This is a genomic window from Streptomyces deccanensis (genome assembly GCF_022385335.1).
GTDB lineage: Bacteria > Actinomycetota > Actinomycetes > Streptomycetales > Streptomycetaceae > Streptomyces > Streptomyces deccanensis.
This window is the reverse complement of the sequence record NZ_CP092431.1, coordinates 8574096-8593803: the sequence shown is the minus strand read 5'-3', so window position 1 is coordinate 8593803 and position 19708 is coordinate 8574096. Positions and strand designations below refer to the sequence as shown.

The window sequence follows — 19708 nt, the reverse complement described above, 5'->3', positions numbered from 1 at the left end:
CAGGTGGTCGGAGCTGTCAGCCGGTGAACAACTGTGTGGCCTTCCGTACGAGTTCGTACAGCCCGTAGGCGAGCGGTACGCCCACCCAGATCCAGGCGAAGGCGATCAGGGGGCGCCGGTCAGGCGGGTTCGGACTGCTGTCGCTGGACGACATCGGCGGCCTCCCTCGGGGCGGGGATGTGGAAGCGGGGGTGGACGGGGCGGACCAGTTCGTTGGCGACGAAGCCGATCACGAGCAGCCCGATCATGATGAAGAAGGACGTGCCGTAGAGGTCGGCGCCGGACTTGCCCGCCTCCTCCTGCCGGTCGGCGATCCAGTTGACGATCAGCGGTCCGAGGACACCGGCCGTGGACCAGGCGGTGAGCAGTCGGCCGTGGATGGCGCCGACCTGGTAGGTGCCGAAGAGGTCCTTCAGATAGGCGGGGATGGTGGCGAAGCCCCCGCCGTAGAAGGACAGGATCACCAGGGCGCAGACGATGAACAGGGGCTTGGAGGCGTCGCCGAACTGCGCGATCAGCAGATACATCAGCGCGCCGACGCCGAGGTAGACGCGGTAGATGTTCTTGCGTCCGATGAGGTCGGACGTGGAGGACCAGACGATACGGCCGGTCATGTTGGCCGCGGAGAGCAGCGCGACGAATCCGGCGGCCGCCGTGACGGTGACCGGGGTGGAGGAGTCGGCGAAGAAGTCCGTGATCATCGGGGCGGCCTTCTCCAGGATGCCGATGCCTGCGGACACGTTCATGCAGAGGATGACCCACAGGCACCAGAACTGGGGGGTGCGGATGGCGTTGCGGGCCGAGACCTGTGGGCCCGCGAGGACGCTCGGTCCGCTGTCGACCGGCCGCTCGGTACGCGGCACCCGGACCAGCAGCACGCCGAGCAGCATGAACACGGCGTACGACAGGCCGTGCACCAGGAAGGCCAGGGCGATGCCGGAGGAGTCGGCGCCGAAGGACTCCAGCATCTGGGCGGACCAGGGTGAGGCGATCAGCGCGCCGCCGCCGAAGCCCATGATCGCGATGCCGGTGGCCATGCCGGGCCGGTCCGGGAACCACTTGATCAGGGTCGAAACGGGCGAGATGTAGCCGATGCCGAGGCCGATGCCGCCGACGAAGCCGTAGCCGAAGACGATCAGCCAGTACTGCTCGGTGGCCGCGCCGAGGGAGGCGAGCAGGAAGCCGGAGGAGAAGCAGATCAGCGCCACGGTCATCGCCCAGCGCGGCCCGTTGCGCTCGACGAGGGTGCCGCCGAACGCGGCGGACAGGCCCAGCATGACGATGCCCAGCTGGAAGGGGAGGGCGCTCTGGGTGCCGCTGAGGCCGAGGGCGGATTCGAGCGGAGGCTTGAACACGCTCCAGGCGTAGGCCTGTCCGATGGAGAGATGTACGGAGAGTGCGGCCGGGGGGACGAGCCAACGGCTCCAGCCCGGAGGTGCGACGGGGGGACTCATGATCCCGGACGGTAGGGAGTGGCGGGGGCGTTGAGAAGGCGGCACGTCGACCGTATGCGATGAACGGTATCCACCGCGCGCCGAACGGTTGCGCGAACCCTTGTCGGCCCAACTTCCATACTGTAGACAATATTTCGTCGACAGATTCTCCCAGCGCCCAGGGCAGCGCAGCTCGGTGCGCCATCTCCGCGGTATCCCTCGACCGAACGGAGCTTCCTCACCATGAAAGTCGCAGTTCTCGGCGCCGGTGCGATCGGCGCCTATGTCGGCGCCGCGCTCCACCGCGCCGGCGCGGACACGCATCTCGTCGCCCGTGGACCGCATCTCGCGGCCATGAGGCGGGACGGGGTGCGCGTGCTCAGCCCGCGCGGGGACTTCACCGCCCGCGCCCACGCCACCGACGACCCGGCCGAGATCGGCCCGGTCGACTTCGTTTTCCTCGGCCTCAAGGCCAACTCGTACGCGGCGTGCGGGCCGCTGATCGAGCCCCTGTTGCACGGCACCACGGCGGTGGTCGCCGCCCAGAACGGCATCCCCTGGTGGTACTTCCACCGGCACGGCGGCCCGCACGACGGCCACCGCGTCGAGAGCGTGGACCCCGGCGGCGCGGTCAGTGCGGTGCTCGCGCCGGAGCGGGCCATCGGCTGTGTCGTCTACGCGGCCACCGAGCTCGAAGGGCCGGGCGTCGTACGGCACTTGGAAGGCACCCGGTTCTCCATCGGCGAGCCCGACCGCGGCGTGTCCGAGCGCTGCCTCGACTTCAGCGAGGCGATGACGGCCGGCGGCCTGAAGTGTCCGGTGGAGCCCGACATCCGGGGCGACATCTGGATCAAGCTGCTCGGCAACATCTCGTTCAACCCGATCAGCGCCCTGGCCCGCGCGACCATGCGGCAGATGTGTCTGCACGGCGGCACCCGCAAGGTCATCGAGACGATGATGGCCGAGACGCTGGCCGTCGCCGAGGCCCTGGGCTGCGAGGTCGGGGTCTCCATCGAACGGCGGATGGCCGGCGCGGAACGCGTCGGCGACCACCGCACCTCCACGCTCCAGGACCTGGAGCGCGGCAAACCGCTGGAACTCGACGTCCTGCTTGCCGCCGTCGTCGAACTGGCGGACATCACGGGCGTCGAGGTGCCCACACTCCGCACCGTCCACGCCATCTCGGACCTGCTCGCGTTGAGGAGCGCCGCGTGAAGAACCGGCAGAACCGGCAGAATCGGCAACCGAAGACCTACACCCGGCTCACCCACCCCCTCGTCCGCGACTCCCGCGACGAGCCCTTCCGGCAGGCGAGTTGGGAGGAGGCCCTGGACCGGGCCGCCCGCGGCATCGAGCGCAACCGCGGCGCGTTCGGCATGTTCTCCTGCGCCCGCGCCACCAACGAGATGAACTACGTGGCGCAGAAGTTCGCCCGCGTGGTCATGGGCACCAACAACGTCGACTCCTGCAACCGCACCTGCCACGCCCCGAGCGTGGCCGGCCTGTCGGCGGCCTTCGGCTCCGGCGGCGGCACCTCCTCCTACGAGGAGATCGAGCACACCGACGTCATCGTGATGTGGGGGTCCAACGCCCGCTTCGCGCACCCGATCTTCTTCCAGCACGTGCTGAAGGGGATACGGAACGGCGCCCGGATGTACGCGGTCGACCCGCGCCGGACCTCCACCGCCGAGTGGGCGGAGAGCTGGCTGGGACTGAACGTCGGCACCGACATCCCGATGGCCCACGCGATCGGCCGCGAGATCATCCACGCGGGCCTCGTCAACGAGGCGTTCGTCGAGCGGGCCACCACCGGCTTCGAGGAGTACCGGGCGCTCGTCGAGCCCTGGACGCTCTCCCTCGCGGAGAAGGTGACGGGCGTACCGGCCGCCGCCATAAGGGAGTTGGCGCACGCGTATGCCCGCGCCGAGCGGGCCCAGCTGTGCTGGACGCTCGGCATCACCGAGCACCACAACGGCACCGACAACGTCCGCGCGCTGATCAACCTCTCGCTGCTGACCGGGCACGTGGGCCGCTACGCCTCCGGGTTGCAGCCGCTGCGCGGCCAGAACAACGTGCAGGGCGGCGGGGACATGGGCGCCATCCCCAACCGGCTGCCCGGCTTCCAGGACATCCTCGACCCCGGCACCCGGCTGAAGTTCGAGTCGGCGTGGGACACCGTCATCCAGCCGCACTACGGGCTGAACCTGACGGAGATGTTCGAGGCCATGGAGGAGGGCTCACTGAAGGCCGTGTACTGCGTCGGGGAGAACCCGGCGCAGTCCGAGGCCGACAGCGAGCAGGCCGTCCGGCGGATGAAGGAGCTGGACTTCCTCGTCGTGCAGGACATCTTCCTGACGAAGACCGCCGAGTTGGCCGATGTCGTGCTGCCCGCGACCGCCGGGTGGGCGGAGACGGACGGCACGACCACCAACAGCGAACGGCGCGTCCAGCGGGTGCGCAAGGCGGTCACCCCGCCCGGGGAGGCCCGCGAGGACATCGACATCATCTGCGACCTGGCCGCACGGCTCGGGCACGAGTGGAAGTACGCCGACGCCGAGGCCGTCTGGAACGAGCTGCGGTCGGTGTCGCCGGACCACTACGGGATGACGTACGAGCGGCTGGAGGAGCACCAGGGCATCCAGTGGCCCTGCCCGGACACCGACGGGCTCGAACCGACGTACCTGCACGGCCGGTTGTGGGATCCGGACCCGGCGCGGCGGGGAAGGCTCGCACCCTTCGGGCTCGTGCGGCACGATCCGCCGGTGGATCTGACGGATGAACAGTTCCCGATCCGGCTGACCACCGGGCGGCGCCTCGACTCGTACAACACCGGTGTGCAGAGCGGGGGTTACGCCTCGCCGCTGCGGCGCGGGGAGTACATCGAGCTGTGCCCGGAGGACGCCGAGCGGTACGGGGTCACGGTGGGCGAGGAGGTCCAGGTCTCCTCGCGGCGCGGATCGGTGGTGGCGCCGGTCTGGATCGACCTCGGGCTGCGGCCGGGCCTCGCCTTCATGACCATGCACTTTCCCGACGAGGTGGACACCAACCAGCTGACGATCGAGGCCAATTGCCCGATCGCGGGGACGGCGGAGTTCAAGGCGTCGGCGATCCGGATCGAGAAGCTGCCCGTCGCGACCATCGTGAGGTGACACAGAGTGGACCTGCACTTCGGTGACAGCAAACCGACGGACGAGGAGAAGGCGGCGGTCGACGCGCTGCTCGGGCCGCCGGAGTCCTCCTGGGAGGGCGCGGCCCGCGACGAGATGCGAGCCGCCGATCTGCGGTGGGCACGGGGCGGCCGGGAGGCCCGGGAGCGCCGTGATCTGCTGTTGCCGGGGCTGCACGCGATCAACGACCGGATCGGCTGGATCAGCGAGGGTGCGCTGGACTACCTCTGCCGACGGCTGACCGTGCCGCCGGCGGAGGCGTACGGCGTGGCCACCTTCTACGCCATGTTCTCGGTCAAGCCGCGCCCCGCGACCGTGCTGCACGTGTGCACGGACCTGGCGTGCGCGGCGGCCGGGGCATCCGACCTGTGCGCCGGGATCGAGTCACGGCTCGGCCTCGGCAGCGGGGTGGGCGTGCAGCGGAGCCCTTGCCTCGGGCTGTGCGAGCGGGCACCGGCCGCGCTCGCGATCAAGGCGGGGGATCCCGTGCGTACGGCGGTGGCGGCGCCCGCGACCGTCGAGGCGGCCGTCCTCGCGGCGAGCGCGCCCGACTCGGCGGAGGAGGAGCCGGCGGCGGCCATGGCGGTGCCCCAGGCCGGGGACCCCTCGCTGACCCTGCTGAGCCGCGTCGGCGTCGTCGACCCGTCCTCGCTCGACGACTACCGGGCCCACGGCGGCTACACCGCCCTGCGCCGGGCCTTCCAACTCGGCCCCGCCGGTGTCATCCGCGAGGTCACCGACTCGGGCCTGGTCGGGCGGGGCGGCGCCGCCTTCCCCACGGGCCGGAAGTGGCAGGCCACGGCGGCGCAGCCCGACCACCCGCACTACCTCGTCTGCAACGCCGACGAATCCGAGCCGGGCACCTTCAAGGACCGGGTGCTCATGGAGGGCGACCCGTTCTCCCTGGTCGAGGCGATGACGATCGCCGGGTACGCCACCGGCGCGCACCGGGGCTACCTGTATCTGCGCGGCGAGTACCCGCGAGCCCTCGCCCGCCTGGAGAACGCCCTCGCGCAGTGCCGGGCCCGGGGGCTGCTCGGCGACGACGTCCTCGGACAGGGGTACGCCTTCGACATCGAGATCCGCCGGGGCGCCGGGGCCTACATCTGCGGCGAGGAGACGGCGCTCTTCAACTCCATCGAGGGCTACCGGGGCGAGCCGCGCTCGAAGCCGCCGTTCCCGGTGGAGAAGGGACTGTTCGGCAAGCCGACGGTGGAGAACAACGTCGAGACGCTGGTCAACGTCCTGCCGATCCTGACAATGGGCGCGCCGGCGTACGCGGCGATCGGCACCGCCCGCTCCACCGGACCCAAGCTGTTCTGCGTCTCCGGCAGCGTCGACCGGCCCGGCATCTACGAGCTGCCCTTCGGGGCCACGCTCGGCGACCTGCTGACGCTCGCCGGGGTACGGGACCGCCTCCGGGCCGTCCTCCTCGGCGGCGCGGCCGGGGGTTTCGTACGGCCCGACGAGCTGGACATCCCGCTCACCTTCGAGGGGACGCGGGAGGCGGGCACCACGCTGGGCTCGGGGGTGGTGATGGCCTTCGACGACACGGTCCCGCTGCCCCGGCTGCTGCTGCGGATCGCGGAGTTCTTCCGCGACGAGTCCTGCGGGCAGTGCGTGCCGTGCCGCGTCGGGACCGTACGGCAGGAGGAGGCCCTGCACCGGATCGCCGAGCGGACCGGGGCGGCCGCGGCCGGGGACATCGCCCTGCTCAGGGAGGTCGGCCGCGCCATGCGGGACGCCTCCATCTGCGGTCTCGGACAGACCGCGTGGAACGCCGTGGAATCCGCGATCGACCGCTTGGGGGCGTACGAATGACCACGCATCGTCAAACCCGTCCTGCCGGAGCCGCCGTATGACCGTGATCCCGCTGGGAGTGCCGCGTCGTCTGCTGGAGTTCACCCTCGACGGGGAGCCGGTGCGGGCGCCCGAGGGCTCGACGATCCTGGACGCCTGCCGGGCCGCCGGCAAGGACGTGCCCACCCTGTGCGAGGGCGACACCCTGACCCCGAAGAACGCCTGCCGGGTCTGTGTCGTCGAGGTCGAGGGCGCCAGGACCCTCGTCCCGGCCTGCTCCCGCAAGGCCGAGCCCGGGATGGAGGTACGCACGGACACCGAGCGCGCCCGGCACAGCCGCAAGGTCGTCCTCGAACTCCTCGCGTCGTCGGTCGATCTCTCGACGACCCCGAAGGTCGCGGAGTGGATCAAGGAGTACGAGGCGAAACCGGACCGCTTCGGCCCGGACGCGGCCCGGCTGAACGAGGAACCGAGGGTCGACAACGAGCTCTACGTCCGGGACTACGACAAGTGCATCCTGTGTTACAAGTGCGTGGACGCCTGTGGGGAGCAGTGGCAGAACACGTTCGCGATCTCCGTCGCGGGCCGGGGTTTCGACGCCCGGATCGCCGTGGAGCACGACGCCCCGCTCACCGACTCGGCCTGTGTGTACTGCGGCAACTGCATCGAGGTGTGTCCGACGGGCGCGCTGTCCTTCAAGTCGGAGTTCGACATGCGGGCGGCGGGCACCTGGGACGAGGCGTCGCAGACCGAGACGACCACGGTGTGCGCGTACTGCGGTGTGGGCTGCAACCTCACCCTCCATGTGCAGGACAATGAGATCGTCAAGGTCACCTCGCCGCACGACAACCCGGTGACCCACGGCAACCTCTGCATCAAGGGCCGTTTCGGCTACCAGCACGTACAGAACCGGGACTGAGACACGACATGGGACGAGTCACGGAACGACGCAAGGTGATCCGCATCCGGGACGGCGCGGTCTCCACCCGCCCGGACACGCTCGTCGCCGAGGAACCGATGGAGATCCGGCTGAACGGCAAGCCGCTCGCGATCACCATGCGCACCCCGGGGGACGACTTCGCCCTCGCGGCGGGGTTCCTGGTCAGCGAGGGGGTGCTGGCCGAGCGGTCGGACCTGCAGAACATCGTGTACTGCGCGGGCGCGACGGAGGACGGGTCGAACACGTACAACGTGGTGGACGTGAGGACCGCGCCCGGGGTCACCGTCCCCGACATCACGCTCGAACGCAACGTCTACACGACCTCGTCCTGCGGGCTGTGCGGCAAGGCGTCGCTGGACGCCGTCCGGACGACCGCGCGCTGGCCCGTCGACGACACGAGCGGCGGCGAGGCTCCCCCGGTCCGGCTCGACCCCGACCTCCTCGCGGGCCTCCCCGACCGGCTCCGCGCGGCCCAGCGGGTCTTCGACCGGACCGGGGGTCTGCACGCGGCGGCCCTGTTCAGCGAGGACGGCGAACTGCTCGACGTACGGGAGGACGTCGGGCGGCACAACGCGGTGGACAAGCTGGTGGGGCGGGCCCTGCAGAGCGGGGCGCTGCCGCTGTCGAGGGCCGTGCTGCTGGTGTCGGGGCGGGCCTCGTTCGAGCTGGCGCAGAAAGCGGTGATGACGGGGATCCCGGTGCTGGCGGCCGTCTCCGCGCCCTCGTCCCTGGCGGTCGACCTGGCGGCGGAGACCGGGTTGACGCTGGTGGGGTTCCTGAGGGGGGCCTCCATGAACGTGTACGCGGGCGAGCACCGCATCGCTCTGCGGGCCGCGGCCGGGGTCGACCAGGGCGGCTGAGCGGTGCCTCCGCGACACGGCGGCGGGGCCCCTTGCGGCGGGGAGCGCCCCCTGCGCCCTCGGGGCTCCGCCTTTTACCGCCGGGTTCGCGCCATGGGCCCACCGGTTTCGTCGCCGGGTGCGGGTGGGTGGGGCTTCTCGCGCAGTTCCCCGCGCCCCTGAAAAGCAGGGGCTGCGCCCCGTGCTTTTCAGGCCCGCAGCCCCGTCGTCTTCCAGCCCCGCAGCCCCGTCGCTTTCCAGCCCCGCAGCCCCGTCGCCTTTGAGGCCCGCAGGGCCTGGTCTTTTAGGGGCGCGGGGAACTGCGCGAGAAGCCCCACGGACCCGCACCCGCCAACGACACACGCACCCCCGACCCATCAGGCGCCCCCCTGACCGATCGTCAGCTAGTCGTACGACACGCCCCGTCACGACCGACGCACGGTTCTTGTGGGGCCCGGAACCCCCGCGTACCGTCTGTGCCCGCACGTCGGACATGGGACGTCCGACGTCCCACCACCCCCAGACGGATGAAGGGCTGGCCACCGTGCCGTCGATTCTTCGCGCACGCCACAGATCCCCCCGCAGATCTCCCCTCAGCTCATCCCTCACCGCACTCCTCACCACCACCGCCCTCCTCACCCTCGCCCACCCCGCAGGGGCCGAGCCCCAGCAGGTCGCCGCCGCCGCCGAGTTCGAGCAGCAGGTCCTCTTCAAGGCCTCCCAGGACCCCGGCTACGCCTGCTTCCGCATCCCGGCGATCGTGCGGAGCACCACCGGCACGCTGCTCGCCTTCGCCGAGGGCCGCGTCCTGAACTGCGGTGACGCGGCGGACATCGACCTCGTCGTCAAGCGCTCCACGGACGGCGGCCGCACCTGGGGCCCGCTGCGCGTGGTCAACGAGGGCCGGGGCGACACCCACGGCAACCCCGCCCCCGTCGTCGACCACAGGACCGGCCGGATCCTGCTGGCGGAGACGTACAACACGGGCCGCCTGGACAGCGCCGGCTGCGACGTCCCCTGCGACCGCGCACCGCATCTGCAGTACAGCGACGACGACGGGCTGACCTGGTCCGAGCCGCGCGCCCTGAGCGACCAGATCCGCCCGGCCGGCTGGAACTCCTGGTACGCCACCGGCCCCGTGCACGGCGTCCAGCTCACCCGGGGCCGCCACGCGGGCCGGCTCGTGTTCGGCGTCAACGCCGAGAGCTGGGCCGACGGCCGGGTCACCGCCAACCACGCGGCGCTCGTGACCAGCGACGACGGCGGGGAGAACTGGCGGATCGGCGCCACGGACACCTGGCCGATCGCGGCCGACGGCACCTTCCGCCAGAAGCCGTCGGAGGTGACGCTCGCCGAGCGCGCGGACGGTTCGCTGCTGGTCAGCGGCCGCGAGCAGGACGGCATGGACCTGGGCCACCGCAGCCAGACGGTCAGCCGGGACGGCGGCACCACCTTCGCCGCGCCCTTCCGGGCGCTCCCGGACCTCTACACGCCCCAGGTGCAGGGTTCCCTGCTGCGCCTCGGCGACCGCATGCTGCTGGCCGGACCCGCCGATCCCGACCGCCGCCGCACGATGGCGATCCGCTCCTCGTACGACGGCGGACGCACCTGGGAGAGCGTGGACCGGGGCACGGTCGTCACCACGGACTGGTCCGGCTACTCGGACCTGGTCCGGATCGACGGCGGCCGGGCCGGCGACGACGTGGTAGGGCTGCTGTACGAGGGCGGCGCGGTCGACGCCCGGGACGAGATCCGCTTCGCCCGGTTCACCGAGGGCTGGCTGAAGCCGCGTCGCGGCCCGGACCCGACGACGCCCGACAGGGCGCCCGGTGGCCGGCCGGCGGCCGTGCTCGGTGGCGCGCGGCCCACGGACGGCGTGGCCGGCGGCGCGCTCGAGTTCGACGGCGCCGACGACGCCGTACGACTGCCGTACCGGTCCCGACTCCCGCTCGGGGACCGGGACTTCACCGCCTCGCTCTGGTTCCGCTACTCGGCGACCGCCGGGGAGCAGCCGCTGCTGTGGATGGGCGGGGTCGGGACCACGCAGCCCCAGGTGTGGCTGCGCGGGGAGCCGGCGTCCGGGCGGCTGACGGGGCTGATCACCGTGCGGGACGGGGCCGCGCCGCCCCGGACCGCCTCCGTGCGGTCCACCCACGCGTACAACGACGGGGAGTGGCACCGGCTCGTGCTGCGGCGAGGTGGGGGGCAGCTCACCCTCTTCGTCGACGGCACCGCGTTCAGCACCGCCGACGTCCCCGGATCGGTCAGCCGGAACTCGCCGTTCGGGGTGCACATCGGGCAACGGGTCGACAGCCGGGCCCACTTCACGGGCGCGATCGACGACGTACGGGTGTACGACCGGGCGTTGAGCGACGCGGAAGCGGCCGGGCCCGCCCCGCAGGACGCCGCGGCGCGGGGCGAGATCCTGCGACTGCCCATGGACCGGGTGGACGCGGGCAACTAACGTCCCTCCCGTGCCCGACGACGCGCGCGTGCGACAGCGGACGGGGGCCGGACCGGTCCTGATCCTGGCCCTGGTCCTGGCCCTCGCCGCCGTGCTGCTCACCGCCCTCCCGGACGACGACCGGGAGGGCGGCGTCGCGTGCACGGCGCGTACCATCCGGGACTGGGACCCGGACGCCGCGCTGACCGGCGAGTTCGCCCGGTACGGCGACGACGCGACCCGGACCGACGACTGGACGGGCGGCGACGGCACGCACTCGGTGCGGCTCCCGGACGGCCGGGTGCTGTGGCTGTTCTCGGACACCTATCTCGGTCAGGTGTTCCCGCCGCCCAACCCGGCCGGCGAATCGGTCACCTGGCGGGACGTCTCGACCCCCCTGGTGCGCAACTCGGCCGTGGTGATGTCCCCTTCGGGCCGCCTCGAAGCGACGCTCCCGGCGCCCGTCTTCCCGGACCCGGGCCCGCAGCGGTGGCGCTGGCCGGTGGCCGCCCGGGTCGAGCCCCGCTCCCCCGGCTCGGCCGAGAAGGTCGTACGGGTGCTGCTGTGGACCCGTACGGCGGGCCGGTCGCCGTGGATCTACGGGGTGCCGACCGCGACCGAGGTGGCCACGCTGTCGCTGCCGGATCTGCGGCTGGAGGGGATCACGACGGTGCTGGACCAGGCGTCGGTCGCCGATCCGGCGCGGCGGGTGCTCTTCGGGACGACGGCCGTGGACGCGGGCGACTGGACGTACGTCTTCGGCGGCACCGACGCCCAGGCCGCCTCCCGGCCGACCTCCCACGCCTATGTGGCGCGGGTGCCGCGCGGCCGGCTCGGGGAGCCGGGGGCCTGGGAGTACTGGGACGGCTCGCGGTGGGCGGTGCGGGGGCGGCCGGGGGCGGTGCTCGGGAACGGGGACGACAAGGGGGTGGGCAGCGCCTTCACCGTCGTCCGGGACGGGCGGACCTATGTGCTGCTCACCATGGCGGCCGGGACGGCGGGGCTGACGACCGTGACCGCGTACTGGGCGTGCTCCCCCACCGGGCCCTGGCACGGGCCCACCAAGGGGTTCAGCCCGCCGCTGCCGAACAGCGGTGTCGCGGCGTACAACCCGCAGGCGCACCGCGCGGTCGGCGACGGGCGGCTGGTGCTCAGCTACGACGTCAACTGGCTGGACGCGGACGCGGCGGCGGCGCAGCTGAACATCACGCGGAACGTGTCCCTGTACCGACCGCGGTTCGTATCGCTTCGTCTCGCTGCTCCGTGACCGCCGGTTCCTCCACCGGGTCGTGGGAGCGGCGCTTGGCGATGACCGCGCAGACCATGAGCTGCATCTGGTGGAAGAGCATCAGCGGCAGGACGGCGAGGGACGCCTCCGGGCCGAACAGGACGCTCGCCATGGGCAGTCCGGAGGCGAGGGACTTCTTGGAGCCGGCGAACTGGATGGCGATCCGGTCCGCACGGCCGAAGCGCAGGGCCTTGGCGCCGTACCAGGTGAGCAGCAGCATCACCGCCAGCAGGACCGCCTCGACGACGAGGAGTCCGGCGAGCCGCAGCGGGCTGACCTGGCTCCAGATGCCGCGCACCATGCCCTCGCTGAAGGCGACGTAGACGACGAGGAGGATGGAGCCCCGGTCGACGAGGCCGAGGATCCGCTTGTGCCGGGTGACGAAGGCGCCGATCCAGCGGCGGGCGAGCTGTCCCGCGACGAACGGCACCAGCAGTTGGAGCACGATCTTCAGCAGCGAGTCGGCGGAGAAGCCGCCCGCGCTGCCGCCCAGCAGGCTCGCGGCGAGGAGCGGGGTGATCACGATGCCGGCGAGGGAGGAGAAGGAGCCCGCGCAGATCGCGGCGGGGACGTTGCCCCGGGCCATCGAGGTGAAGGCGATGGAGGACTGGATGGTCGACGGGACGAGGGTGAGGAAGAGCAGTCCGGTGTAGAGGGAGTGGCTCAGGAACACCGGTTCGAGGCCGCGGGCCGCGAGGCCCAGCAGCGGGAAGACGACGAACGTGCAGGCCAGGACGGTGACGTGGAGCCGCCAGTGCTTGAGGCCGTCGAGGGCCTCGCGGGTGGAGAGCCGGGCGCCGTAGAGGAAGAAGAGGAAGGCGATCGCGACCGTGGACGCCCCGGACGCGACCTCGGCGGCCCCACCCCGCGCCGGGAGGAGCGCCGCGACGCCCACCGTCCCCAGCAACAGCAGGATGTACGGGTCGATCGGCATCCAGCTCGGCCACGTCAGGCGTTTCACGGTGCTCCACGTACTTTCGATGAGGGTGCGTCGGGGCCGGAAGGCCCCTCTCCATCGTCCTCTCCCGGCCCTTGATCGGGAATCCTTCATACCGCTCTGACTGTCATCGCGTTCCACGATGAGCGAGTAGGGTGGCGATCGTGTACGACCCCTCCCAGCTGCGCACCTTCCTCGCCGTGGCCCAGACCCTGAGCTTCACCCAGGCCGCGCGGCGACTGGGGCTGCGCCAGTCCACGGTCAGCCAGCACGTGCGCCGACTGGAGGACGCGGCCGGGCGGCAGTTGTTCACCCGGGACACGCACTCCGTGGAGCTGACGGAGGACGGGGAGGCGATGCTCGGCTTCGCCCGGCGGCTCCTGGAGGTGCACGAGCAGGCGACGGCGTTCTTCACCGGGACCCGGCTGCGCGGACGGCTGCGGTTCGGCGCCTCGGAGGACTTCGTGCTGACCCGGCTCCCGGAGATCCTGGAGGCCTTCCGGCACGACCATCCCGAGGTGGACCTGGAGCTGACCGTCGAGCTGTCGGGCACGCTGCACGAGCGGCTCGCGGCCGGCAAGCTCGATCTGGTGCTGGCCAAGCGCCGCCCGGAGGACCCCCGCGGCGAACCCGTCTGGACGGACCGCCTCGTGTGGATCGGCGCGGAGCGGCTCCGCCTGGACGCCGACCGTCCCGTCCCGCTGATCGTCTACCCGCCGCCGGGCATCACCCGCGCCCTGGCCCTGGAGGCGCTGGAGCGCGAGGGCCGGGCCTGGCGGATCGCCTGCACCAGCGGCAGCCTCAACGGCCTCGTCGCCGCCGCCCGCGCGGGCCTCGGCGTGATGGCGCACTCCCGTCGTCTGGTGCCGCCCGGTCTGGTCCGCGTCCCGGAGCGGGCCGGCCTGCCGGAACTCGGCGAGGTCGACTTCGTCCTCGTCCACGGCAGGCGCCCCGGAGCGGCGACGAGCGCGGCGGACGCCCTCGCGGCGGCCATCCTCTCCGGCGGCGACCGGCTCCACGGCCGCGCGCGGACCTGAGCGATGCTCGCGTTTCCCCAGGCCAGACCGTGTTCAGGGGGACGCGCACCGTGACCGGAGCGTGCGGGTTCGGTGGAGATTACGGTCCCGAAACTTACTGACGCGTCAGGAATTGTGCCGGAGACCTCCCCATCTGCGGGTGTTTTCCGGCACCGCCCCCGGCCGCGCCTCCCAATGCGCCCCCTCCACAACCCTCCCGCCCGTTCTCCCGGTGAGGTAGCTTTCACGCGCTGTGCGGAGCGCCACGAGGAGCGGGTTTGCGCGAGTTCACCAACCCCCCGTTGGCGTCGGCGCCGCCGGTGGGCGGTCTGGCCGACGTCGTCTTCGAGTACGCCCAGGAGGACCCGACGTACATCGCGCTCGGCCGCAAGGACGAGCGGGGCGAGTGGCGCGACGTGACCTCGGCCGAGTTCCGCGACGAGGTCCTCGCGCTGGCGAAGGGTCTGCTGGCGCAGGGCATCCGGTTCGGCGACCGGGTCGCCATCATGTGCCGTACGCGCTACGAGTGGACCCTCTTCGACTACGCGCTGTGGACCGTCGGCGCCCAGGTCGTCCCCGTCTATCCGACCTCCTCCGCCGAGCAGGTCTTCTGGATGCTGTACGACTCCCAGTGCACGGCGGCCATGGTCGAGCACGAGGACCACGCGATGACCATCGCCACGGTCATCGACCGGCTCCCGCAGCTGCGCAGGCTCTGGCAGTTGGACGTGGGCGCGGTGCAGGAGCTGTACGAGTCGGGGGCGCACCTCGACGACGAGGTGGTGCACCGGCACCGGCGCGCGGTGACCCCCGAGTCGATCGCGACGATCATCTACACCTCCGGCACGACGGGCCGTCCCAAGGGCTGTGTCATCTCGCACGCCAACTTCATGGTCGAGGCGGACACGGTCATCGAGCGCTGGGCGCCGCTGTTCAAGTCCCGCAAGGGCGACGAGGCGGCGACCCTGCTGTTCCTGCCGCTCGCGCATGTCTTCGGCCGGATGGTGCAGGTCGCGGGCATCCGGGGGAAGGTGAAGTTCGGCCATCAGCCGCAGCTCAACGCGGCCGTCCTGCTGCCCGACCTCGCCGCGTTCAGGCCGACGTTCTTCCTCGCCGTGCCGTACATCTTCGAGAAGGTCTTCAACGCGAGCCGGCGCAAGGCCGAACGCGAGGGCAGGGCCGGACCGTTCGAGAAGGCCGTCGAGGTCGCCGTGAAGTACGCCGACGCGATGGAGGCCAAGGCCTGGGGCATCGGGCCCGGCCCGTCGGCGGGCCTGCGGATGCAGCACCAGTTCTTCGACAAGGTGGTCTACGGCAAGATCCGGGAGGCCATGGGCGGCCGGATCAAGTACGCGATGTCCGGCGGCTCGGCGATGGACCGCCGGCTCGGCCTGTTCTTCGCCGGCGCCGGCGTCCACATCTTCGAGGGTTACGGCCTGACGGAGTGCACGGCGGCCGCGACCGCCAACCCGCCGGAGCGCACCCGGTACGGCACCGTCGGCCAGGCCATTCCCGGCATGACGGTGCACATCGCGGACGACGGCGAGATCTGGCTGCGCGGCCCCAATGTCTTCCAGGGCTACCTCAACAACCAGAAGGCCACCGACGAGACCCTGCACGACGGCTGGCTCGCCACCGGGGACCTGGGCTCCCTCGACGAGGACGGCTATCTCACCATCACCGGGCGCAAGAAGGAGATCCTGGTGACCTCGGGCGGCAAGAGCGTCTCGCCCGCGATCCTGGAGGAGCGGGTGCGCGACCATCCGCTGGTCGCCCAGTGCATCGTCGTCGGCAACGACCGCCCGTACATCGCCGCTCTGGTCACCCTGGACGGGGAGGCCGTCGAGCACTGGCTGCAGATGCACAACAAGGTGAAGCTGTCGGCGGCCGAGCTGGTGCGCGACCCGGAGCTGGAGACCGAGGTGCGGCGGGCGGTGGTCGCCGCCAACACCCTGGTCTCGCAGGCCGAGTCGATCCGTACGTTCCGCATCCTCGCCCACCAGTTCACCGAGGAGCACGGTCTGTTGACGCCGTCGCTGAAGCTGAAGCGGAAGGCGATCGAGAAGGCGTACGCCACCGAGGTCGAGGCGCTGTACCGGGCGTGAGCCCGCTCAACCGCCTTGCCTGTCAGACCAGTTGGTAGCCCCGCATGTTCCGCAGCAGCAGATGGCAGTTCTGCAGGGAACCCGACGTGTCGCCCAGCGAGCGGTAGATGCCCCACTTGGGGCGCAGCCGGTCCGCGAGGAAGGTGTCGACGCCGGTGCGCGAGACGTCGATGAGCGTGGTCGAGCCCTTCTTGAGGATCCAGCGCACCGAACCGGCCGAGCCGTTGCCGACCTTGACCTGGAAGTCGACGTCGACCCAGGAGTTGTGCAGGGGCGCCAGATCGGTGCGGCCGACGAGGATGTCGTCGATCGGCAGCTTCAGTTCGATGGTCTGGGCGCCGTTCACCCGGCGCAGTGACTGCACGACCAGGGGCGAGGTGCCGGCTCCCGGCTGCTTCATCTGCATGATGTGCGTGAAGCTGGTGGTCGCCTTCAGCGAGGTCGGGATGTACATCTGGTAGGTGACGCGCCAGGTCTGCCCCTCGGTCCAGCGCAGGAAGCCGCTGCCGGTCCGCAGCCCGGTGACCTCGTGGCGCTGACGGTCGGTGGAGGTGTCCCGGTCGACGGTGTGCATGTCGAACCGCCAGGTGTCACCGGTGGCGTAGATGTGCGGGGCGGCGGAGGTGTGGGAGTCGGCGCGGTCGTCCTCGAGGGTCTCGAAGGCGCGCAGTCCGTCGGCGCTCGCCGAGGGGGACCACTTCAACTGCCAGGTGGCGGCGTGCGCGGCGGGGGCCGACAGTCCGACGGCGGCCGCCGCGGCGCCGCCGAGCGCGGCGCCGAGGACGTTCCTTCGGGTGGGGGTCATGAGCCATCCATTCACGTATGTGATTGCCATTCACCGACGTGCGCTACAGCTACGACAGACTCCTCGCGTGACCGTGTCCGGTCAATGGTCCAGACCGATACGCTTGAACCACCGGATCCATTTCCGGCCAATCTGCGATTCGGGGTGCGAGCGAGCCGCTCAGGAATGCATCGCACGCCGTGATCGTTGACGATGGGAAGTACCACCCGACGACTTAAAGGATCGAGAGCTCGTGAGCAGCAAGGTCCCCCCGATCATCCTGAACAACGGCGTCGAGATGCCCCAGCTGGGCTTCGGCGTGTGGCAGGTGCCGGACGACGAGGCCGAGCAGGCGGTCACCACCGCCCTGGAGGCCGGCTACCGGAGCATCGACACCGCCGCGATCTACGGCAACGAGGAGGGCACCGGCAAGGCCCTCGCCAAGGCCGGCGTCGCCCGCAAGGACCTCTTCGTCACCACCAAGCTCTGGAACAGCGACCAGGGCTACGACTCCACCCTGCGCGCCTTCGACGAGTCCCTGGACAAGCTCGGCCTTGAGTACGTGGATCTGTATCTGATCCACTGGCCGCTGCCGGCCCGGGGCACGTTCGTCGACACGTTCAAGGCGTTCGAGAAGCTCTACGCCGACGGCCGCGCGAAGGCGATCGGTGTCTCCAACTTCCTTCCGGAGCACCTCGAGACGCTGATCGAGGCCACGAACGTCATCCCGGCCGTCAACCAGATCGAGCTGCACCCGCACCTCCAGCAGCTCGCCGCCCGCGCGTACCACGCGGAGCAGGGCATCGCCACCGAGGCCTGGTCGCCGCTCGGCCAGGGCAAGGGGCTCCTGGAGGTCCCGGCGATCATCGCGATCGCACAGAAGCACGGCCGCACCCCCGCCCAGGTGGTGCTCCGCTGGCACCTCCAGCTGGGCAACGTGGTCATCCCCAAGTCCGTGACCCCGTCCCGCATCAAGGAGAACATCGAGGTCTTCGACTTCTCCCTGGACACCGAGGACATCGCCGCGATCAGCGCGCTGAACGAGGACCGTCGCATCGGCCCGGACCCGGCGACGTTCAACCAGGCCTGAGACAGGGCCGCCGGCCGGCACCCGTCGGCCGGGCGCCGCTCGCCGAGACGCCACGAGACCGCCGCCGGAAGCCGTCCGACGGCGGTCTCGTCGTGCTCGGACCGGCAGTCCGCGCTCAGACCGGCTGCCCGATCGGCCGTACGACCACGGTGTTGATGTCCACCCCGGCCGGCTGGCGGATCGCCCAGACGACGGAGTCGGCGATCTGGTCGGCGGTCAGGAGATGGCCGGGCGGCAGACTGCCGTAGCTGTCCCAGAACGGGGTCTCCACCCGGCCGGGCGCGATCAGCGTGACCCCCACCCCCCACTCCGTGACCTGCCGCCGTGTGTTCTCGGCGAGCCCGGTGACGGCCCACTTGGTCGCCCCGTAGATGTTGCCGGGGCCGTGGATGAAGCCCGCGACGCTGCCGACCAGCATGATGCGGCCCCGGGTCTCCTTGAGGGCGTCGATGGACGCCCGGATGAGCAGGGCGGGGCCGAGCACGTTGGTCAGCACCATCTCCGGCCATCCCGCCGGATCACCCTCGGCGACCGTGTCGTGGGTGCCGAAGCCGGCGTTGGCGAGGACGGTGTCGATCCGCCCGAACTCCTTCAGCGTGGCGTCCACCGCCGCCCGCACGTCCGTGTATTCGGCCGCGTGCCCCGGAAGGGTCAACAGCCCTTCCGGCGACCCGAGTTCGGCGGCGAACGCCCGCAACCGGTCCGTGCTGCGGCCGGTGACGGCGACCCGGTGGCCGAGGTCGAGCAACTGCCGGGCGACAGCGGCTCCGATACCGCTGGATCCGCCGGTGATGAGCGCCACTGGAGCGTCGGTCATGAGATCCCCCTTGGTTCCGGCCGACCGAGTGAGCCCCGGCCGACGTGCGGAGTCCATCACTTGGAGCACTCTCGAAGTCAAGCGCCTTGAGCGCAGGGGGACTTCAGCGGGCGTCCGGGGTGCTCACCGCCGGGCGACATGCACCGTGTGGGCCGCGAGGACGAACAGGTCCGTGCGGTGGTGCACGCTCGCCTTGTCGTCGGGGTCGAGGAGACGGTCGACCGTGGCGAGGTCGGCCGCGTCCAGGAAGTCCGCGAGCGTTCCCCGGGCGCGCTGGAACTGGCTGACGGCGTACGCGCGGGCGGCGTCGGAGACCGGGGCCGGGAGGTCCAGCAGGAAGGTGCGGGACGTGGCGTCGCGCAGGCCCACGGCGGTGAGGAGCCCCGGCCAGTCCTCGGTCTCCGCGACGCTCCCGGGCACCGAGGTCCGCATTCTCTCGGTGAACCACCGGTCCTCCGCCGCGTCGATCCGGGACTGCAAGCCGGGGCGGCCGATGCCGAGGTCACGCGGCAGGAACCGGCTGGGCAGCCCGCCCTCCACGATGGCCAGCGTGCCGCCGGGCGCCAGACGTTCGGCGAAGGCGGCGAGGGCGGCGCGCTGGTCGCCGAGGTGGTGCAGACTGCGGCTGGCCCACATCAGGTCGGCCGGGTAGTCCAAGTCGCCCAGCCCGTCCGGCAGTTCGGCCTCCAGGGTGTCGAACCGGTCCGTGAGGCCGAGCTCTTCCGCGCGGGCCCGCGCCCGCTCCAGCAGGGGCCCGGAGCCGTCCAGGGCGACGACCCGGGCGCCGGGGAACTCCTCGGCGAGCAGACAGCTCACGACCCCCGGGCCGCTGCCGACGTCGACGACCAGCCCCGGCTCGGGCTGCCGCGTGGCGAGCCAGGCGGCGGCCTGCCGGTTCAGCGGCGCGAACAGCTCCGCCTGCCCCACCAGATACTCGGCCAGCTCGGCCCAGTCGAGATCGGTGTGGTGGTGGCCGCCGTGATCGTGGCCCCGCTCGCACTGCTGTCCGTGCCGGTGCGGATCCTGGCCGTGGTGGTGCTGTCCCATGA

At 71.5% G+C, this 19708-nt stretch carries 16 protein-coding genes; 10 read left to right on the top strand and 6 right to left on the bottom strand.

Translation table 11 applies throughout. The features are described 5' to 3' along the window. Positions 1-16: 16 nt before the first annotated feature. Positions 17-154 (bottom strand): MFS transporter small subunit, encoded by a 138-nt coding sequence (locus L3078_RS37975; RefSeq protein ID WP_239758599.1) that lies wholly within the window; start codon positions 152-154, stop codon positions 17-19. Further along, positions 120-1454 carry an OFA family MFS transporter gene (locus L3078_RS37970; protein WP_239758596.1) on the bottom strand — a complete coding sequence of 445 codons (1335 nt, stop codon included), beginning with the start codon at positions 1452-1454 and terminating at the stop codon, positions 120-122. The genes L3078_RS37975 and L3078_RS37970 overlap by 35 nt, the downstream gene beginning before the upstream one ends. Before the next feature lie 222 nt (positions 1455-1676). Here L3078_RS37970 and L3078_RS37965 point away from each other — a divergent pair, with 222 nt between their 5' ends. From L3078_RS37965 to L3078_RS37935, 7 genes are all read left to right on the top strand, one after another. Next, positions 1677-2648: a 2-dehydropantoate 2-reductase gene (locus L3078_RS37965; protein ID WP_239758595.1), complete on the top strand. Its 972-nt coding sequence runs from the start codon at positions 1677-1679 to the stop codon at positions 2646-2648. After that, the gene (locus tag L3078_RS37960) at positions 2645-4582 is read left to right on the top strand and encodes a molybdopterin oxidoreductase family protein (RefSeq protein ID WP_239758594.1); all 1938 of its coding nucleotides are present in this window, start codon (positions 2645-2647) and stop codon (positions 4580-4582) included. Before L3078_RS37965 ends, L3078_RS37960 begins: the two co-directional genes overlap by 4 nt. Before the next feature lie 6 nt (positions 4583-4588). Then, on the top strand, positions 4589-6421 hold the full coding sequence (locus L3078_RS37955) for an NAD(P)H-dependent oxidoreductase subunit E (protein ID WP_239758593.1): 1833 nt from the start codon (positions 4589-4591) through the stop codon (positions 6419-6421). Between the two features lie 37 nt (positions 6422-6458). Further along, the gene (locus tag L3078_RS37950) at positions 6459-7319 is read left to right on the top strand and encodes a 2Fe-2S iron-sulfur cluster-binding protein (RefSeq protein WP_239758592.1); all 861 of its coding nucleotides are present in this window, start codon (positions 6459-6461) and stop codon (positions 7317-7319) included. 8 nt (positions 7320-7327) lie between these two features. Continuing rightward, positions 7328-8200, top strand: coding sequence for a formate dehydrogenase accessory sulfurtransferase FdhD (gene fdhD, locus L3078_RS37945; RefSeq protein ID WP_239758590.1), 873 nt, complete (start codon positions 7328-7330; stop codon positions 8198-8200). Positions 8201-8723: 523 nt separating this feature from the next. Further along, positions 8724-10643, top strand: a complete 1920-nt coding sequence (locus L3078_RS37940; RefSeq protein ID WP_239758588.1) for a sialidase family protein — start codon at positions 8724-8726, stop codon at positions 10641-10643. Positions 10644-10653: 10 nt separating this feature from the next. Further along, positions 10654-11889: a hypothetical protein gene (locus L3078_RS37935; protein WP_239758586.1), complete on the top strand. Its 1236-nt coding sequence runs from the start codon at positions 10654-10656 to the stop codon at positions 11887-11889. On the opposite strand, the gene L3078_RS37930 is transcribed toward L3078_RS37935, so the two are convergent. Further along, positions 11828-12871, bottom strand: coding sequence for a bile acid:sodium symporter family protein (locus L3078_RS37930; protein ID WP_239758584.1), 1044 nt, complete (start codon positions 12869-12871; stop codon positions 11828-11830). The genes L3078_RS37935 and L3078_RS37930 overlap by 62 nt on opposite strands. Positions 12872-13011: 140 nt before the next feature. On the opposite strand from L3078_RS37930, the gene L3078_RS37925 reads away from it, so the two are divergent. Together L3078_RS37925 and L3078_RS37920 are read left to right on the top strand one after the other, a co-directional pair. Then, positions 13012-13884, top strand: coding sequence for a LysR substrate-binding domain-containing protein (locus L3078_RS37925; RefSeq protein ID WP_239758582.1), 873 nt, complete (start codon positions 13012-13014; stop codon positions 13882-13884). Positions 13885-14141: 257 nt separating this feature from the next. Then, entirely contained in the window at positions 14142-15968 is a 1827-nt protein-coding gene (locus L3078_RS37920) for an AMP-dependent synthetase/ligase (protein WP_239758581.1), read from the top strand. Positions 15969-15990: 22 nt separating this feature from the next. On the opposite strand, the gene L3078_RS37915 is transcribed toward L3078_RS37920, so the two are convergent. Continuing rightward, complete coding sequence (locus L3078_RS37915; RefSeq protein WP_239758579.1) at positions 15991-16773, bottom strand: Tat pathway signal sequence domain protein; 783 nt, start codon at positions 16771-16773, stop codon at positions 15991-15993. 232 nt (positions 16774-17005) lie between these two features. Here L3078_RS37915 and L3078_RS37910 point away from each other — a divergent pair, with 232 nt between their 5' ends. Next, entirely contained in the window at positions 17006-17842 is an 837-nt protein-coding gene (locus L3078_RS37910) for an aldo/keto reductase (protein WP_275593201.1), read from the top strand. Between the two features lie 115 nt (positions 17843-17957). On the opposite strand, the gene L3078_RS37905 is transcribed toward L3078_RS37910, so the two are convergent. After that, positions 17958-18659, bottom strand: coding sequence for an SDR family oxidoreductase (locus tag L3078_RS37905; protein ID WP_239758578.1), 702 nt, complete (start codon positions 18657-18659; stop codon positions 17958-17960). A 123-nt stretch (positions 18660-18782) separates the two neighbouring features. Beyond that, entirely contained in the window at positions 18783-19706 is a 924-nt protein-coding gene (locus L3078_RS37900) for a class I SAM-dependent methyltransferase (protein ID WP_239760640.1), read from the bottom strand. Positions 19707-19708: the final 2 nt, after the last annotated feature.

Excerpts from the sequence above, each read along its gene's own strand:
- L3078_RS37975 (WP_239758599.1), bottom strand. The coding sequence starts at position 154 with ATGTCGTCCAGCGACAGCAGTCCGAACCCGCCTGACCGGCGCCCCCTG.
- L3078_RS37970 (WP_239758596.1), bottom strand. The coding sequence starts at position 1,454 with ATGAGTCCCCCCGTCGCACCTCCGGGCTGGAGCCGTTGGCTCGTCCCC.
- L3078_RS37965 (WP_239758595.1), top strand. The coding sequence starts at position 1,677 with ATGAAAGTCGCAGTTCTCGGCGCCGGTGCGATCGGCGCCTATGTCGGC.
- L3078_RS37950 (WP_239758592.1), top strand. The coding sequence starts at position 6,459 with ATGACCGTGATCCCGCTGGGAGTGCCGCGTCGTCTGCTGGAGTTCACC.
- fdhD (WP_239758590.1), top strand. The coding sequence starts at position 7,328 with ATGGGACGAGTCACGGAACGACGCAAGGTGATCCGCATCCGGGACGGC.
- L3078_RS37915 (WP_239758579.1), bottom strand. The coding sequence starts at position 16,773 with ATGACCCCCACCCGAAGGAACGTCCTCGGCGCCGCGCTCGGCGGCGCC.
- L3078_RS37905 (WP_239758578.1), bottom strand. The coding sequence starts at position 18,659 with ATGACCGACGCTCCAGTGGCGCTCATCACCGGCGGATCCAGCGGTATC.
- L3078_RS37900 (WP_239760640.1), bottom strand. The coding sequence starts at position 19,706 with ATGGGACAGCACCACCACGGCCAGGATCCGCACCGGCACGGACAGCAG.